The 16,134-nt window shown below is 73.7% G+C and carries 16 protein-coding genes; 10 read left to right on the forward strand and 6 right to left on the reverse strand.

The window, feature by feature from the left end:
• Positions 1-135: 135 nt before the first annotated feature.
• The 4 genes from leuC (at position 136) to ACZ6ZN_RS30960 (ending at position 3,461) form a co-directional block, all read left to right on the forward strand.
• On the forward strand, positions 136-1,566 hold the full coding sequence (leuC, locus tag ACZ6ZN_RS30945; protein WP_451877113.1) for a 3-isopropylmalate dehydratase large subunit: 1,431 nt from the start codon (positions 136-138) through the stop codon (positions 1,564-1,566).
• A 6-nt stretch (positions 1,567-1,572) separates the two neighbouring features.
• The gene (leuD, locus tag ACZ6ZN_RS30950; protein ID WP_451877112.1) at positions 1,573-2,166 is read left to right on the forward strand and encodes a 3-isopropylmalate dehydratase small subunit; all 594 of its coding nucleotides are present in this window, start codon (positions 1,573-1,575) and stop codon (positions 2,164-2,166) included.
• Between the two features lie 277 nt (positions 2,167-2,443).
• Positions 2,444-2,674, forward strand: coding sequence for an SCO5555 family protein (locus ACZ6ZN_RS30955; RefSeq protein WP_333933759.1), 231 nt, complete (start codon positions 2,444-2,446; stop codon positions 2,672-2,674).
• Positions 2,675-2,810: 136 nt separating this feature from the next.
• A complete protein-coding gene (locus ACZ6ZN_RS30960) occupies positions 2,811-3,461 on the forward strand; it encodes an HU family DNA-binding protein (protein WP_398106377.1) in 651 nt (216 codons plus the stop codon).
• Between the two features lie 81 nt (positions 3,462-3,542).
• Here ACZ6ZN_RS30960 and ACZ6ZN_RS30965 read toward each other — a convergent pair whose 3' ends face one another.
• Both ACZ6ZN_RS30965 and cofC read right to left on the reverse strand, forming a co-directional pair.
• Positions 3,543-3,746, reverse strand: coding sequence for a hypothetical protein (locus ACZ6ZN_RS30965; RefSeq protein ID WP_451877111.1), 204 nt, complete (start codon positions 3,744-3,746; stop codon positions 3,543-3,545).
• Positions 3,747-3,755: 9 nt separating this feature from the next.
• Entirely contained in the window at positions 3,756-4,394 is a 639-nt protein-coding gene (cofC, locus tag ACZ6ZN_RS30970; protein ID WP_469651400.1) for a 2-phospho-L-lactate guanylyltransferase, read from the reverse strand.
• Positions 4,395-4,551: 157 nt separating this feature from the next.
• Here cofC and ACZ6ZN_RS30975 point away from each other — a divergent pair, with 157 nt between their 5' ends.
• From ACZ6ZN_RS30975 to ACZ6ZN_RS30985, 3 genes are read left to right on the forward strand one after another with little or no spacing between them, the layout of a single operon-like run.
• Complete coding sequence (locus tag ACZ6ZN_RS30975; protein ID WP_398106374.1) at positions 4,552-5,382, forward strand: lysophospholipid acyltransferase family protein; 831 nt, start codon at positions 4,552-4,554, stop codon at positions 5,380-5,382.
• Positions 5,379-6,389 (forward strand): NAD(P)H-dependent glycerol-3-phosphate dehydrogenase, encoded by a 1,011-nt coding sequence (locus ACZ6ZN_RS30980; protein WP_398106373.1) that lies wholly within the window; start codon positions 5,379-5,381, stop codon positions 6,387-6,389. Before ACZ6ZN_RS30975 ends, ACZ6ZN_RS30980 begins: the two co-directional genes overlap by 4 nt.
• Positions 6,390-6,447: 58 nt before the next feature.
• The gene (locus tag ACZ6ZN_RS30985) at positions 6,448-7,605 is read left to right on the forward strand and encodes a D-alanine--D-alanine ligase family protein (protein WP_398106372.1); all 1,158 of its coding nucleotides are present in this window, start codon (positions 6,448-6,450) and stop codon (positions 7,603-7,605) included.
• 36 nt (positions 7,606-7,641) lie between these two features.
• On the opposite strand, the gene ACZ6ZN_RS30990 is transcribed toward ACZ6ZN_RS30985, so the two are convergent.
• Together ACZ6ZN_RS30990 and ACZ6ZN_RS30995 are read right to left on the reverse strand one after the other, a co-directional pair.
• The gene (locus ACZ6ZN_RS30990; RefSeq protein WP_469651404.1) at positions 7,642-8,157 is read right to left on the reverse strand and encodes a DUF3515 domain-containing protein; all 516 of its coding nucleotides are present in this window, start codon (positions 8,155-8,157) and stop codon (positions 7,642-7,644) included.
• A 20-nt stretch (positions 8,158-8,177) separates the two neighbouring features.
• On the reverse strand, positions 8,178-8,411 hold the full coding sequence (locus ACZ6ZN_RS30995; RefSeq protein ID WP_158990895.1) for an Lrp/AsnC family transcriptional regulator: 234 nt from the start codon (positions 8,409-8,411) through the stop codon (positions 8,178-8,180).
• 206 nt (positions 8,412-8,617) lie between these two features.
• Between ACZ6ZN_RS30995 and ACZ6ZN_RS31000 the strand changes: the two genes are divergently transcribed.
• Positions 8,618-9,583: a thiamine-phosphate kinase gene (locus ACZ6ZN_RS31000; protein WP_469651407.1), complete on the forward strand. Its 966-nt coding sequence runs from the start codon at positions 8,618-8,620 to the stop codon at positions 9,581-9,583.
• A complete protein-coding gene (thiD, locus tag ACZ6ZN_RS31005) occupies positions 9,580-10,371 on the forward strand; it encodes a bifunctional hydroxymethylpyrimidine kinase/phosphomethylpyrimidine kinase (RefSeq protein WP_469651409.1) in 792 nt (263 codons plus the stop codon). Before ACZ6ZN_RS31000 ends, thiD begins: the two co-directional genes overlap by 4 nt.
• 144 nt (positions 10,372-10,515) lie before the next feature.
• On the opposite strand, the gene rpmB is transcribed toward thiD, so the two are convergent.
• On the reverse strand, positions 10,516-10,701 hold the full coding sequence (rpmB, locus tag ACZ6ZN_RS31010) for a 50S ribosomal protein L28 (protein ID WP_003993230.1): 186 nt from the start codon (positions 10,699-10,701) through the stop codon (positions 10,516-10,518).
• A gap of 265 nt (positions 10,702-10,966) precedes the next feature.
• Here rpmB and ACZ6ZN_RS31015 point away from each other — a divergent pair, with 265 nt between their 5' ends.
• Positions 10,967-12,964, forward strand: a complete 1,998-nt coding sequence (locus ACZ6ZN_RS31015) for a DAK2 domain-containing protein (RefSeq protein ID WP_469651412.1) — start codon at positions 10,967-10,969, stop codon at positions 12,962-12,964.
• A gap of 9 nt (positions 12,965-12,973) precedes the next feature.
• Here ACZ6ZN_RS31015 and ACZ6ZN_RS31020 read toward each other — a convergent pair whose 3' ends face one another.
• On the reverse strand, positions 12,974-15,955 hold the full coding sequence (locus ACZ6ZN_RS31020; protein ID WP_469651414.1) for a tetratricopeptide repeat protein: 2,982 nt from the start codon (positions 15,953-15,955) through the stop codon (positions 12,974-12,976).
• Positions 15,956-16,134: the final 179 nt, after the last annotated feature.

Raw genomic sequence — 16,134 nt, forward strand, 5'->3', positions numbered from 1 at the left:
CCTGGAATCACGAAGTCACAACGGGCCCGTGACGTAAGGGCCTGGCGGTGCGCGCCCGGAACCAGGGGAACGGGCGCCGCCTCCTCAAGATCTCTAGTTGGGTCGGCGGACCGTCGCCGGCCGGAGGGAACAGCGATGGGTAGGACACTCGCGGAGAAAGTCTGGGACGACCACGTCGTCCGGCGCGCGGAGGGCGAGCCCGACCTTCTCTTCATCGATCTGCACCTGCTGCACGAGGTGACCAGCCCGCAGGCCTTCGACGGCCTCCGCAAGAGCGGCCGCACCGTGCGCCGCCTCGACCTCACCATCGCCACCGAGGACCACAACACCCCCACCCTCGACATCGACAAGCCGATCGCCGACCCGGTCTCCCGGGTGCAGCTGGAGACGCTGCGCAAGAACGCCGCCGAGTTCGGGGTGCGCCTGCACCCGCTGGGCGACGTCGAGCAGGGCGTGGTGCACGTCGTGGGCCCGCAGCTGGGCCTGACCCAGCCGGGCACCACCGTCGTCTGCGGCGACTCCCACACCTCGACCCACGGCGCCTTCGGCGCGCTGGCGTTCGGCATCGGCACCTCGCAGGTCGAGCACGTGCTGGCCACCCAGACGCTGCCGATGACCCGCCCCAAGACCATGGCGATCACGGTCGACGGCGAACTGCCCGAGGGCGTCACCGCCAAGGACCTGATCCTGGCGATTATCGCGAGGATCGGCACGGGCGGCGGCCAGGGCTACGTCCTGGAGTACCGCGGCGAGGCCATCGAGAAGCTCTCGATGGAGGCCCGCATGACCATCTGCAACATGTCGATCGAGGCCGGCGCCCGCGCGGGCATGATCGCCCCGGACGAGACCACGTTCGCCTACCTCCAGGGCCGTCCGCACGCCCCCGAGGGCGAGGACTGGGACGCGGCCGTCGCCTACTGGAAGACGCTGAGGACGGACGAGGACGCCGAGTTCGACGCCGAGGTCGTCATCGACGCGGCCGAGCTGTCCCCGTTCGTCACCTGGGGCACCAACCCCGGGCAGGGCGCACCGCTTTCGGCGTCCGTCCCCGATCCCGCTTCGTACGAAGACGCATCGGAGCGCCACGCCGCCGAAAAGGCCCTGGAGTACATGGGGTTGGAGGCCGGGCAGCCGCTGCGCTCCATCAAGGTCGACACCGTCTTCGTAGGCTCCTGCACCAACGGCCGCATCGAGGACCTGCGCGCGGCCGCCGAGCTGCTCCAGGGCCGCAAAGTCGCCGACGGGGTACGGATGCTGGTCGTCCCGGGCTCGGCGCGGGTCGGTCTGCAGGCCGTCTCCGAGGGTCTGGACGTCGTCTTCAAGGAGGCCGGCGCCGAATGGCGGCACGCGGGCTGCTCGATGTGCCTGGGCATGAACCCGGACCAGCTCGCCCCCGGTGAGCGCTCCGCGTCCACCTCCAACCGCAACTTCGAGGGACGGCAGGGCAAGGGCGGCCGTACGCACCTGGTGTCACCGCAGGTGGCGGCGGCGACCGCCGTGCTGGGCCACCTGGCCTCCCCGGCCGACCTGTCCGACGCCGACGTTCCCACGCCCGCTGGAGTCTGATCAGTCATGGAAGCATTCACCACCCACACCGGCCGGGCCGTCCCGCTGCGCCGCAGCAACGTCGACACCGACCAGATCATCCCCGCCCACTGGCTCAAGAAGGTGACGCGGGACGGCTTCGAGGACGGACTGTTCGAGGCCTGGCGCAAGGACCCCGAGTTCGTCCTCAACCGCCCCGAGCGGCAGGGCGCGACCGTCCTGGTCGCCGGGCCCGATTTCGGCACCGGATCCTCGCGTGAGCACGCCGTCTGGGCGCTGCAGAACTACGGCTTCAAGGCCGTGATCTCCTCCCGCTTCGCCGACATCTTCCGCGGCAACTCGCTGAAGAACGGCCTGCTCACGGTGGTGCTGGACCAGCAGACCGTGGACGCGCTGTGGGAGCTCACCGAACAGGACCCGCAGGTCGAGATCACGGTCGACCTGGAGCGCCGCGAGGTGCGCGCCGGGGGCGTCACCGCCTCCTTCGAGCTGGACGAGAACTCCCGCTGGCGGCTGCTGAACGGCCTCGACGACATCTCGATCACCCTCCAGAACGAGGGGGACATCGCCGCCTACGAGGCGAAGCGCCCGTCGTTCAAGCCCCGGACCCTGCCGGTCTGATCCACAGCACGGCCCCGGCGCCCCGAGCAAGGCGACTTTCGGCCACCGCAACACCCCGCCCGTACCCCCGATCAGCCCGATCGGGGGTACGGGCGTTTCTGCACCCGAACGGCCCTGCCCGCCCCCCGGAGCGAGGGCAACTTCCCACGTTATGCAGGTGGTTGCCGGGGTAGGCGGGAGTCACAGCCGTGACTTCCACAGGTGCCTGGAAGACCGTCCAGGGCCGCAGTTGTGCCCTGCGCAGGCGACAACTCGCCCCAGATGGCACAATCTGTGCATGGAACACGACGGCCAACTCGAGCTCTATGCGGCGGTCGCGGACCAACTCAAAGAAGCGCATGCAAGGGTGCGCGCACTGCAAGTCCCGGAGGGCGTACGGATGGCGCTGACCCGGAAGCTGCTGGTCATTACGGCCGCGGCCAAGCACGATCTCGCCGACGCGGCAAGGCGGCTGGAGCGGTTCACCGCGGATCTCGACGAGGGACGTCTCCCCGTCGAGGAACGCTGAACCGTACGGCACCGTCGAGTTCGTTGCGGCACAAGGGTGATAAGCCCGTTTCGTGTTTGATTTGCGGTATATATCTGCCTAACGTGCGAAAAAGCTTGAACACTTTCGTTCTGGCGATGTCTCCGAAGGGGAAGACGTGAACAAGGCGCAGCTCGTAGAAGCGATTGCCGACAAGATGGGCGGCCGCCAGCAGGCCGCCGATGCTGTCGACCATGTACTGGACGCCATCGTCCGCGCGGTGGTCGCGGGTGACCGGGTCTCGGTCACCGGCTTCGGTTCCTTCGAGAAGGTCGACCGTCCGGCCCGCTACGCCCGTAACCCCCAGACGGGCGAGCGGGTTCGGGTCAAGAAGACCTCCGTGCCGCGCTTCCGCGCGGGCCAGGGCTTCAAGGACCTGGTCAGCGGCTCGAAGAAGCTCCCCAAGGGTGACATCGCCGTCAAGAAGGCCCCCAAGGGCAGCCTCTCCGGCCCGCCCCCCACCATCGCCAAGTCCGCGGGCAAGAAGGCCGCGGCTAAGAAGACGGCGGGAGCGGCGAAGACCACCACGGCGCGCAAGACGGCCGCCAAGAAGACGGCTGCCACCTCCAAGACGGCCGCCGCGAAGAAGACCACGGCGAAGAAGGCGCCCGCCAAGAAGACGGCGGCCACCTCCAAGACCACCGCGGCGAAGAAGACCACCGCGAAGACGGCCCCCGCCACGAAGAAGGCCACGGCCAAGAAGGCGCCGGCGAAGAAGTCCACGGCGCGCAAGACCACCGCCAAGAAGACCACCGCCCGCAAGAAGTAAGGGCGCCGGGTACTCACACGCCGGGCCGGACTCCCCTGGGGAGTCCGGCCCGCGGCGTGTCCGGCGTGTGGTCGCTGGTGGTCAGAGGGTCTGCAGGGTCACCAGAGTGATCCTGAGGTCCTCCCTCGCGCCCTCCACCTCGATGCGCACCCGCTGCCCCGGACGCAGCAGGAGCAGGCCGCCCGCGTCGAACGCCGCCGCGTCGAAGGGCACCGGGGTGCCGTCGTCCAGGAGCACCTGCCCGCTGCGGCTCTCGGGGTCGTACGTGTACGCGGTCGCCTGCATGGCCGCAGCCTACTGCCCGGGTATCAGCAACCGCGCGGCGGCCGCGGCCGTATGAGGGCCGACCCCCAGGGCCAGCGCGGTGCGCAGGTCGTCGCCGGTGTCCACGTCCCGGCGGACCGAGTCGACGCCGGCGAGGGCCAGTTCCACCGCCCCGGACGTCCGGTGCCGGGCGCGCGAATCGGCCCCGAACGCCGGGCGCAATTCCCGTCCCGGGGCCGCTGCCAGCAGCGTCGTGCCGATTGCGGCGGCGTCCGCGAGGAATGCACGCGGGAATTCCCCGGCGGCGTCGAGCACCCGGGACAATTCGCCGGGGCGCAGGGCCGGCAGATCGGCGTTGAGCGCCGCCACCCGGGCCGCCGGGCGACCCGCCCGTACGGCGGCCGCCCCGTGGGCCAGGGCGGCGTTGAGACCGCTCGCCGGTTCGTCGGCGACGATCGCGGCGCCCAGCGCGGCCAGCTCGCGGACCGCCCGGCCGTCGTCCGTGACGACTGCCACATCCCGTACCGCCGGGCAGGCCAGCGCGGCCGCCACGGTGTCCTGGGCGAAGGCGAGCGCCAGATCCGGCCGCAGCCCGTCGTCCGCGGTGTCCGCGAGCCTGCTCTTGGCCCGGGCCAAGGGCTTCAGGGGTACGACCAGGGTCCACTGCACGGGGGTCCGTCCTCCTCTTGTCGCGGTCATTGTCACCCGGGGCCTGAGGGGCGCGGCGTGCCGGGGCGTACGGTGTTCTCGACAGACCGGCGGCCTGGGGCGACACTTGTGCGGCCCCCCGAGGCCCCCGCTCCAGGCCCTAGAGGAAGGTGTCCGCGTGTCCCGCCGCAGAATCGGCTTCTGGTACCGCTTCGCTGCGGTGATCTGCAAACCGCCGCTGGTGGTTCTGCTCAAGCGGGACTGGCGCGGAATGGAGAACATTCCGGCCGAGGGTGGATTTATCACCGCGGTGAACCACAATTCGCACATCGATCCCTTCGCTTACGCGCATTTCCAGTACAACACCGGACGCGTCCCGCGATTCCTCGCGAAGAGCGGTCTTTTCAAGAAGGGATTCGTCGGGGCCGCGATGCGCGGCACCGGCCAGATCCCCGTCTACCGGGAGAGCACGGACGCGCTGAGCGCCTTCCGGGCCGCGATCGACGCGGTGAACCGCGGGGAATGCGTCGCCTTCTACCCCGAGGGCACCCTCACCCGTGACCCGGACGGCTGGCCCATGACCGCCAAGACCGGGGCCGCCCGCGTCGCCCTGCAGACCAAGTGCCCCGTGATCCCGGTGGCGCAGTGGGGCTGCAACGAACTGCTGCCGCCCTACACGAAGAAGCCGCACCTGCTGCCGCGCAAGACGCACCGCGTGCTCGCCGGGCCCGCGGTGGACCTCTCCCGCTTCTACGACCGGGAGATGACCGCGGACCTGCTGAAGGAGGCCACCGAGGTCATCATGGCCGCCGTCACCGCCCAGCTGGAGCAGATCCGCGGCGAGAAGGCGCCCGAGACGCCCTACGACCCGCGCCGGGAGCGGATCGAGCAGCGGCGCCGCACGCAGGCGCAGGCGCAGCGGGCCGAGCAGCGGCCGGAGCGCACGGTGCCCTCGGCGCCGTCGTCGCAGACCTCGCAGTCGACGCAGGAAGAAGGGCTGGGCACGTGAGCAAGCCGGTCAAGGCGGCGGTCCTGAGCGCCGGTTCGTGGGGCACGGCCTTCGGCATGGTGCTGGCCGACGCCGGGTGCGAGGTCACCCTGTGGGGACGCCGCCCGGAACTCGTGGAGGCGATCAACTCCACCCGCACCAACCCCGACTACTTCCCGGGCGTCGAGCTGCCCGAGCGCGTCCGCGCCACCACCGATCCGGCCGAGGCCGCGGCCGGCGCCGACTTCACCGTCCTGTCGGTCCCCTCGCAGACCCTGCGCGGCAACCTCGCCGAGTGGACCCCGCTGCTCGCCTCGGACACGGTCCTGGTGTCGCTGATGAAGGGCGTCGAACTCGGCTCCGCCATGCGGATGAGCGAGGTCATCGACGACGTGGCCAAGGTCGGCCAGGACCGGATCGCCGTGGTCACGGGCCCGAACCTGGCCCGGGAGATCGCCGCGCGGATGCCGGCCGCTGCCGTGGTCGCCTGCACCGACGAGGCCGTCGCCCAGCGGCTCCAGGCCGCCTGCCACACCCCGTACTTCCGCCCGTACACCAACACGGACGTGGTGGGGTGCGAGCTGGGCGGGGCCGTGAAGAACGTCATCGGCCTCGCCGTCGGCATCGCGGACGGCATGGGGCTCGGCGACAACGCCAAGGGCTCGCTGATCACCCGCGGCCTCGCCGAGACCACCCGGCTCGGCATGGCGCTGGGCGCCGACCCGCTGACCTTCTCCGGACTCGCGGGCCTGGGCGACCTCGTGGCCACCTGCTCCTCGCCGCTGTCGCGCAACCACACCTTCGGCACCAACCTCGGCAAGGGCATGACCCTCCAGGAGACCATCGCGGTCACCAGGCAGACCGCCGAGGGCGTCAAGTCCTGCGAGTCGGTGCTGGATCTGGCCCGGCGGCACGGCGTCGACATGCCGATCACGGAGACGGTCGTCGGCATCGTGCACGAGGGCAAGCCTCCCGTGGTCGCCCTCAAGGAGCTGATGTCGCGCAGCGCGAAGCCCGAACGACGCTGAGCGACGCGGCCCCGCGGCGCTGTCTCCGGGCCCTACCACCGGGTACTCTCATCGCGATATGAGCACCGAGAACCTCCCCCAGAGCCCCGAGCAGCCGCCTCGCAAGCCGCGTGTGGCCGTCGTGTTCGGCGGGCGCAGCTCCGAACACGGGATCTCCGTGGTCACCGCCGGCGCCGTCCTGAAGGCCATCGACCGGACCAGGTACGACGTCCTGCCGATCGGCATCACCCAGGACGGCCGTTGGGCGCTCACGGCGGACGAACCGGAGCGGATGGCGATCGTGGACCGGCGTCCCCCGAGCGTGGACGCCATCGCCGAGTCCGCCGAGGGCGGGGTGATCCTCCCGGTCGACCCGGCCAGCCGCGAAGTCGTCTACAGCGAGCCGGGTTCGGTGCCCAAGGCGCTCGGCGAGGTCGACGTGGTCTTCCCGGTGCTGCACGGTCCCTACGGCGAGGACGGCACCCTGCAGGGCCTGCTGGAGCTCTCCGGCGTCCCGTACGTGGGCTCGGGCGTGCTCGCCTCGGCCGTCGGCCAGGACAAGGAGTACATGAAGCGGGTGTTCACCTCCTTCGGGCTCAAGGTCGGCCCGTACGTGGTGATCCGGCCGCGTGAGTGGGAGGGCGACCGGGCCGCCGCCCGCAAGAAGATCGTGGACTTCGCCGGTGAACACGGCTGGCCGCTCTTCGTGAAGCCCTCGCGGGCGGGTTCCTCCATCGGCATCACCAAGGTCGAGGACCTCTCCGGCCTGGACGAGGCCGTCGCCGAGGCCCAGCGGCACGACCCGAAGATCATCGTCGAGGCGGCCCTGCGCGGCCGTGAGATCGAGTGCGGGGTCCTGGAGTTCGAGGACGGCCCCCGTGCCTCGCTGCCCGCCGAGATCCCCCCGCCCCAGGCGCAGGCGTACTACGACTTCGAGGCCAAGTACATCGACTCCACGCCCGGCATCGTGCCGGCGCCGCTGACGCCCGAGGAGACGGCCGAGGTGCAGCGCCTGGCGGTCGACGCCTTCGAGGCGGCGTCCTGCGAGGGACTGGTGCGCGCGGACTTCTTCCTCACCGAGGACGGCGAGTTCGTGATCAACGAGATCAACACCATGCCCGGCTTCACGCCCATCTCGATGTACCCGCAGATGTGGCAGGCGAGCGGCGTGAGCTACCCCGAGCTCATCGACCTGCTCGTGCGGGCGGCCCTGCGCCGCCCGACCGGTCTGCGCTGAACAGGCCCGGCCGGGCTCCCGCCCGGCCGCACGCTCTCAGGAGGCGATCCCTGCGGGGATCGCCTTCTTCACGGCCGGGGCCAGGTCGATCAGGGCGGCGGAGCTGTCGACCCCCTCCGGCACCTGGACCTCGACGTACGCCTCGCGGTTGGCGGTGGTGAACCGGTGGCCGGCACCCTGGCGTTCCATGAGCCAGTCGACGCCGTTCACCCCGCCGGCCACCGCGTCGGAGTCCCGCCCCTCGGCCACCTTCGGATCGACCATCTTCGGCGGCTGCGGCACACCGCAGCGCAGTATGATCGCCGGGCTGCCCCAGGCCGCCGTCAGCGCGGACGCGGGCTCGGGATCCCCGCGGCGCTCACCGCCCACCTTCGCGGGCAGTGCCTTGTCCAGGTTCCGGCACAGTTCCGCGACCTTCGCGTCCGGGCTGGGAACCGCCGCCGACGCGCTGTCGTCTGCTGAGGAGCAGCCCGCCGCGGTGATCAACAGCGCGAGAGCGGGCAGGCGGGACAGGCGGAGCACACGACGATGCCGGTGACGGAAGGAGTTCACCGGCCCAGGGTAGACGGGGGCTACAGATGGACGACCGGGCAGGTCAGGGTGCGGGTGATCCCGTCCACCTGCTGGACCTTGGCGACCACCATGCGGCCCAGGTCATCGACGGTGTCGGCCTGCGCCCGCACGATCACGTCGTACGGTCCGGTCACGTCCTCGGCCTGGATGACTCCAGGGATCTTGGCGATCGTCTCGGCGACGGTCGACGCCTTGCCGACCTCCGTCTGGATCAGGATGTACGCCTGTACCACGGAACCTCCAGGGCGGCCACGAGGATCATGTGGGGAAAAGGAACGCCACGGTATCGCGTCGCCGCTCACCTCGGGGAGACCCGAGGGACCCGGGTCTTGCGCGCCGGGGCCGGTGTCCGGCAGAACAGGACCGTCACCTCGACGGTAGCGAGGGCCGCGACGCCCCGCGACCGGGCACGGACAGGGACAGAAGGGGAGCAAGGGCAATGAAGGGCACTGTTGGTGAGCTCGGTGAGTTCGGGCTCATCAGGGAGCTCACCTCCCGTCTGACCACCACACCGGCCGTCCGGGTCGGCCCCGGCGACGACGCCGCCGTGGTGGCCGCGCCCGACCGCAGGGTCGTGGCCAGCACGGACATCCTGGTGGAGGGCCGGCACTTCCGCCGCGACTGGTCGACGGCCTACGACGTGGGCCGCAAGGCGGCCGCGCAGAATCTCGCCGACATCGCCGCCATGGGCGCCGTCCCGACCGCCCTGCTGCTGGGCCTGGTCGTCCCGGCCGAACTGCCGGTGACCTGGCCGAGCGAGCTGATGGACGGCCTGCGCGACGAGTGCCAGGTCGCGGGCGCCGCGGTCGTCGGCGGCGACGTCGTGCGCGGCGACTCGATCATGGTGTCGATCACCGCACTCGGCGACCTGCGCAACCAGGAGCCGGTGACCCGGGCGGGCGCCCAGCCCGGCGACCTCGTCGCGGTGACCGGCTGGCTCGGCTGGTCGGCGGCCGGGTACGCGGTGCTCTCCCGCGGCTTCCGCTCGCCCCGGGCGTTCGTGGAGGCCCACCGGCGCCCGGAACCCCCGTACCACGCCGGTCCGGCCGCCGCCGGGCTCGGGGCGACCGCCATGTGCGACGTGAGCGACGGGCTGATCGCCGACCTCGGGCACATCGCCGAGGCCAGCAAGGTGCGCATCGACGTCCGCTCCCAGGCGATCGACATCCCCTCGCAGATGAACGACATCGGGCAGGCCGTCGGCGTCGACCCGATGCAGTGGGTGCTGACCGGGGGAGAGGACCACGCCATCGTGGCGACCTTCCCGCCGGACGTGAAGCTGCCCGCCCGCTGGAAGGTCATCGGCGAGGTCCTCAACCCCTCGGCGCTGCCCCACGTGACGGTCGACGGCGCGCCGTGGACCAGCAAGGGCGGCTGGGACCACTTCGGGGACCTCGACTCATGATCCCCAACGTCCTCACGGTGGCGGGCTCCGACTCCGGCGGAGGCGCCGGCATCCAAGCCGACCTCAAGACGATGCTGGCGCTCGGCGTGCACGGCATGAGCGTCCTCACGGCCGTGACCGCGCAGAACTCCCTGGGCGTGCAGGGCGCCTGGGAACTGCCGGTGGAGGCCGTCCGGGCCCAGTACCGCAGCGTCGTCGACGACATCGGCGTGCGGGCCGTCAAGACCGGCATGCTCGCCTCGGCGGAACTGGTCGAGGCGGTCGCCGAGTTGCTCGCGGGGACGGACGCCCCGGCGGTCGTCGACCCGGTCGGGGTCTCCAAGCACGGCGACTCCCTGCTCGCCGCGTCCGCGCTGGACTCGGTGCGCACGAAGCTGCTGCCGGTCGCGACGGTGGCGACCCCCAACCTCGACGAGGTGGCGCAGCTGACCGGTGTGCGCGTGGAGTCGGAGCCGCAGTTGCGGGACGCCGCGGCGGCCGTGCTGGAGCACGGCCCGCGCTGGGTGCTGATCAAGGGGGGTCATCTGTCCGGGGACGCCGTGGACCTGCTCACGGACGGTTCCGAGGAGCACTGGCTGCGGGCACCGCGGCACGACAACCGCCACACCCACGGCACCGGCTGCACCCTGGCCTCCGCGATCGCCGCGCAGCTCGCCAAGGGCGACACCGTCCCCGAGGCGGTGGCGGCCGCGAAGGACTACGTCACCGGGGCGATCGCGGCCGGCTTCGCGCTCGGCGGCGGCATCGGGCCGGTGGACCACGGCTGGCGCTTCCGCGGCGGTTCGTGACCGCCCGCGCCCGGGCCGGCTGCCGCGCGGCCGCCGCGGGCACGCCGAAGAGCCGGTCCACCGCCGCGGGTACGCCAAAGAGCCGGTCCACCTGGGTGGACCGGCTCTACAGCGAACCAGCAGTGGCCGCGCGCTAGCGGAGCGTCAGCGCGAGACCTTGCCGGCCTTGATGCACGAGGTGCAAGCGTTCACGCGCTTCGGCGTCCCGCCCACCACGGTACGCACACGCTGGATGTTCGGGTTCCAGCGACGGGACGTACGGCGGTGCGAGTGCGAGATGTTGTTGCCGAAGCCCGGCCCCTTGCCGCAGACGTCGCAGTTGGCAGCCACGGGTCACTCCAAAGACTTCAGATGCACTTACGGTTGATCCCGGCATGCCGGGATCGAGATCCTTGGACTCGGAAGCCTGCTGGATCTGAGTGGCGCTGCCAGGGGGAAGGCCCGATCGGATCGGGCAACCGGAGCAGCATACAACGGCTGCACCCGTGAAGCGAAACTACCATGGCAGCTCAGGGGCCCGCCCCGGCCCTCTTCCGGTGGACGGCGCCCCCGGGGTCTACGCTGCCTGCCACGTCCAGCAGCTCAGGGAGGCGCAGTGGCGCAGGTGCCGCAGACATTCTTCGATGCTCTCGCGGTGCGCACCTGGTGCGGCCTCGCGCTGGAGACCCTGGGACGGGCCCGCGAGGAGATCGACGCGATCAACGTCTACCCGGTGGCGGACGGGGACACCGGCACGAACCTGTACCTCACCGTGGAGTCCGCCGCCGGTGCCGTGGAGGCGGTCTTCGCCGGGCACGCCGCGGGGGCGCCCCTGCCCGCGAGGAGCGGTCACGCCGGCCCGGCCCCCGCCGACGCAGGCCCGACCCTCGCCGACGCCGTCCGGGCGATGGCGCACGGTGCGCTCATCGGCGCCCGCGGGAACTCCGGCACGATCCTCGCGCAGCTGCTGCGCGGCATGGCCCAGGTGCTGGCCGGCTGCGAGAGCGCGCAGGCGGGCGGCCACGACCTGCGCCTCGCCCTGCGGCACGCGGCCGACTCGGCCCGTGAGGCCGTCGCCCACCCCGTCGAGGGCACCGTGCTCACGGTCGCCTCGGCCGCCGCCGACTCCGCCGCGTCCACCGAGGGCGACTGCGGGACGGTGGCCCGGGCGGCCTACGCGGGCGCCCGCACGGCCCTCGCCGAGACCCCCTCACGGCTGCCCGTCCTGGAACGCGCCGGGGTGGTCGACGCCGGCGGGCGGGGGCTGGTCGCGGTGCTCGGGGCGCTGGTGGAGACCTTCACGGGGGAGCGGCCGCGCGGACCGGTGGCGCACGCGGGGCGCGTTCCGGAGGCCCGGGGGGCCGGGCACGGGGCCGCGGAGGCGGCGGGGGCGGCCGAGCGCGTCCGGGTCGCCGAAGCCTCGCGGGCGGCGGAGACGGTGGGCGCCGCCGGGACCCACGCGCGCGTGGAGGCCCGGCCGGACCCCGCTGGCCCGCGGTCGCCCTCCGGCGCCGGGCAGGAGGAGGAGCCCGGTGCGTCCGGCGCTGCGGCCGGTGCCGGCCGGGGCGGGCAGGACGTACCGGCCGGCGGTGACGACCCGCACGCGCGCGTGGTGTCGCCGGCGGACGCCGTCGCGGCGTGCGCCGAGCCGGGCGAGGGCCCCGGCGGCGCGACGACGCACGGCCCGGACGGCCCCGCCTTCGAGGTCGTCTACCTCCTGGAGGCCGAGGACGCGGCGGTCGCGCGGCTGCGCGGGCGGCTCGACGCGCTCGGGGACTCGCTCGTCGTCGTCGGCGGTGACGGCCTGTGGAACGTCCACGTCCACGTCGACGACCCGGGCGCCGCCGTCGAGGCCGGCATCGAGGCCGGACGGCCGCACCGCATCCGGATCACCCACTTCGGTGCCGGTGACGTGCACACCACCGGTGCCGAGCGGCCGCCCCGCGAGCGTGCCCAGCGGGCCGTCGTGGCCGTCGTGCCCGGTGAGGGCCTGGCCGGGCTGTACGCCGAGGCCGGGGCGACGACCGTGCTCGCCCGCCCCGGGGAACCGCCGGCCAGCGGCGAGCTCGTCCAGGCGCTGCGGCGGGCCCACGCGCGCGAGGTCGTGCTGCTGCCCAACGACGCCGAGCTGCGGCACACCGCCGCGGCGGCCGCGGAGCAGGTCCGTACGGAGGGCGTCCGCGTGGCCCTCATCCCGACCCGGTCGGCGATCCAGGGCATCGCCGCGCTCGCGGTGCACGAGCCGGAGCGGCGCTTCGACGAGGACGTCGTCTCGATGACCTCGGCGGCCGGTGCCACCCGGTACGCCGAGGTCACGGTCGCCGAGCACGAGTCCTGGACGATGGCCGGCATCTGCCAGGCCGGGGACGTCCTCGGCCTGATCGACGGGGACGTGGCCGTGATCGGCCCGGACCTCACCACGACCGCCGAGACCGTCCTGGAACGGATGCTCGCCGCCGGGGGCGAGATGGTCACCCTGGTGCTCGGCGAGGACGTCCCCGACGCCGTCGCCCGGTATTTGGAGGGCCGGGTCCGCGAGGGGTACCTCGCCGTCGACACCGTCGTGTACCGGGGCGGGCGGCAGGGTGCCCTGCTCCTCATCGGCGTGGAGTAGGCGGCGCGGTCAGTCCGGCCGGTCCGTCAGCAGGCGGAGCAGCTGCTCGGCCTCCGTCCGCCGGGCCGCCACCGTCTCCCGCTCACTCTCGGAGCCGTCCAGGCCGTCCAGGCCGTCCCCGTCGCCGCAGCCGCCGTAGGCGTCGTATCCGTCGTACGCGGCGAGCACCCCGCGCGCGCGTGCCCGCGCCTCGGCGGTGCGGGCGAGGCCCGCCTCCAGCCGTCCCGCCGCGAGCTCGGCGCCCGTGCGGTCGTGCAGGGCGGCCGGTCCGAGGGAGACGAACACCCCGACCGACCGCATCAGGTGGGCGTGCGCCTCCTCCAAGGCGGGCCGGGCGGCGCCGCCTTCGGGCTCCTCGTCGGCCGCCGCGGCCAGCAGGTCGCCGAACTGGCGGTGGGTGTCGCCCAGTTCGGCGGTGAGCCGCCGCCGGGTCTCCTCGTCGGCCGCGGCGTCCCGCGCCCGCTCGCACTCCCGGACCGCGCTCGCCATGAGCTCCCGTGCCCGGGACGGGTCCTCGCCCGCGTCGACGACCAGCCAGGCGCGGGCGCGCAGGGCGCGGACCACGCCGGGGGTGTCGCCGAGAGCGCGCCAGAGGCCGCCGGCGCGCGTGTAGGCCCGGTCCGCCTCGGCGGTCAGTCCCGCCTGCCCGAACGACTCCCCGGCCAGGTGGGTCAGCGTCGCGTGGTCGTGCTGCTCCGGCCAGGCGCGGGCGATCCCGGCGGCCTGCAGGCGCCGTTCGGCGGCGGCCCGGTGCTCGCCGAGCTCACCCAGGCAGTCGCCGAGCCACCACAGCGTCTGCACGACCACCTCGTCGCCGTGCGTCTCGGCGTTCAGGTCGGGCAGCGCGCACTCCAGCACCTCCGCGGCCTCGGCCCACCGGCCCTGCGCCAGCAGGAGACCGCCGAGCTGCTGCCGGGCCCAGGCGCCCAGGGACGCGCTCTCCCCGGCCTCGTCGGCCCAGTGTGCGGCCCGGAGGGCGTGCGCCGCGGCCTCCACGGCGTCGCCCCGGCCCCCCGTCACCTCGGCGAGCTGAAGGTGCAGCCGGGCCCGTCCGGGCGGCTCGAGCTGGTCCCCGCCGTGCTCCAGGGCGGCCCGCAGCGCGCGCTCCGTCTCCCGCGCGTCGCCGAGCTCGTGCGCCAGGGTGGCGAGCCGGGCCTCGTACTCGACCGCGAACCAGGGCAGTCCCGCCGCGACGAACGCCGCCGCCCCCTGCGCCAACAGCTCGGCCGACGTCCGCAGGTCCCCGGCCAGTCGGGCCAGTTCACCGAGCATCGCCCGTGCCTCGGCGACCCGGGCGGCCAGCCGCACGTCCTCGCCGCCGCGCTCCCCGACGAGCGCCGGCACCTCGCGGACGGCGGCCTCCGCGTCGGCCCGCGCCGCCGCGGCGCCGGGGCCCGCGGCCGCGTGCGCCGCGCGCATCAGCACCCGCGCCCGGGACATCAGGACCGACGCCGTCTGCCGCAGACCCGTGCCGCCCGCCGCGTACAGCGCCAGCACCTCCTCGTACGGACCGGCGACGCAGGCCGTCGCGGCGGCGACCTCCCCGGCCAGGGCCCGTACGTACGCGGCACGCGCGCGGGCCGCCAGGGCCTCTCCCGGATCGCCCGCCGCCGCGTACGACTCCGCCGCCTGCTCGAACAGTTCGGCACCCGCCGCGCCGAGGTCCGTCGCCGCGTGCTCGGCGATCTCGGCCCGGTCGCGGGCCGCCAATTCGGCGCCCACGGCTTCGGCGGCCCGCGCGGCGGCGGCCCACGCCTCCACGGCGCCGGGCCGCAGGGTGTCCGAGAGCCGCCGCGCTTCGGCCAGCAGGGCGGGCAGGTCCGGCGGCGAGGCGGCGGGAGCGGGGGCCGGCGGGGGAGCGGGCGCGGGAAGCGGCCGGGCCGCGCGCACGCCCAGCGGCAGCCGTTCCACCAGTGGCTCCTGCGCCATCCGCGCGCGGGCGCGCTCACCCACGTACGCCGTGCCGTTGCGCGCGTCGAAGCGGGCGGCCAGGGCGAGCGCCTCCGCACGCGCGTGTGCGGCGAGGACCTCCGCGGTCCACTCCCGGCCGGCCGGACCCGGCACCCGGAGGCCGCCGAGTCCGCGCACCACCAGACGGTCCATGAGCAGGGTGACCGCGCTCAGGAACTCCAGCCTGCTGCGGGGGTTCCCGTCGTCCGTGAAGTACGCCGGCCGCTCGGCGAGCAGCTCCAGCCCTCGCGCCTCGTTCCCGATCAGCGCGCAGAACTCCACGTGCTCCGCGTGGGCGCCTCGCATGCTCTCCCGGCCCCGGACGAGCCGGAAGCCCCGCAGGTGCCCGGCGCCGGCCTCGTCCGCGCGGCCCAGCCGCAGCAGCGGCAGCAGGGACGACGCCAGGACCCTGTCGGGTTCGCGGGCGCAGGCGTGTGCGCCCTCCAGCACGGGCCGCCACAGCCGCAGCGCCTGCGCGTCCCGGCCCCGCTCGGCCTGCCACCGGCCCTGCCCGCGCAGGTCGCACGCCGGGCAGTCCGCCGTGCCGTCCCGGTCGGCAGCCAGCCACGCGGTGTACGCCCGCCCGGCCCGCTCCAGGTCCCCGACGTGGGCCGCGACCCGGTGCTCGGCGCTGCGCACGGCCCGCTCGGAGTACCCGGCGAGCCGGTAGCGGCGCTCCATGTCGCCGAGGCACTCCTCGACCGAGGCCAGTGGCACGTCCGGCTGGTCGAGCAGGCCGACACAGACCCACGCGAACATCCCGTGCAGCGACCGGGCCTCGTGCGCCTCGAAGTCCCCGGGCCGCTCGTCCCACATGCGCAGCAGACGCGAGAACGGGGCGAACGCCCCGCCCCTCTCGCCGCTGTGGTGGCAGACCCTCACCTGGTGCCCGAGCGCCTCGATCACGGCCCGCGGCCCGGCGAGGCCCTCGGCCGCCGCCACCAGCTCCCGCGCGCGCGTGTTGCGGGCCGGTCCCTCCGGTTGCCCGGCGTTGTCCGCCAGGGCCCGGCGCAGGTCGTCGATGTCCTGGATCCCGCTCATGCGTGGTCGTCCTCACAGCGGGCGGGCGCCGCAGGCAGGCCGGCCCGGACGGCGGGAGGGAGGAGATGCGAGGAGGAGGCCGGCGACGGCAGTGATCTCTGGGAATCCATCTTCACGGCGCCGGCGCGGGACTCGCCGCGGCGCGGGGTCGGGCGGCCCGGGACGAGACGGTGACCGCG

The sequence above is a fragment of the Streptomyces sp. NPDC053665 genome, from assembly GCF_055585285.1.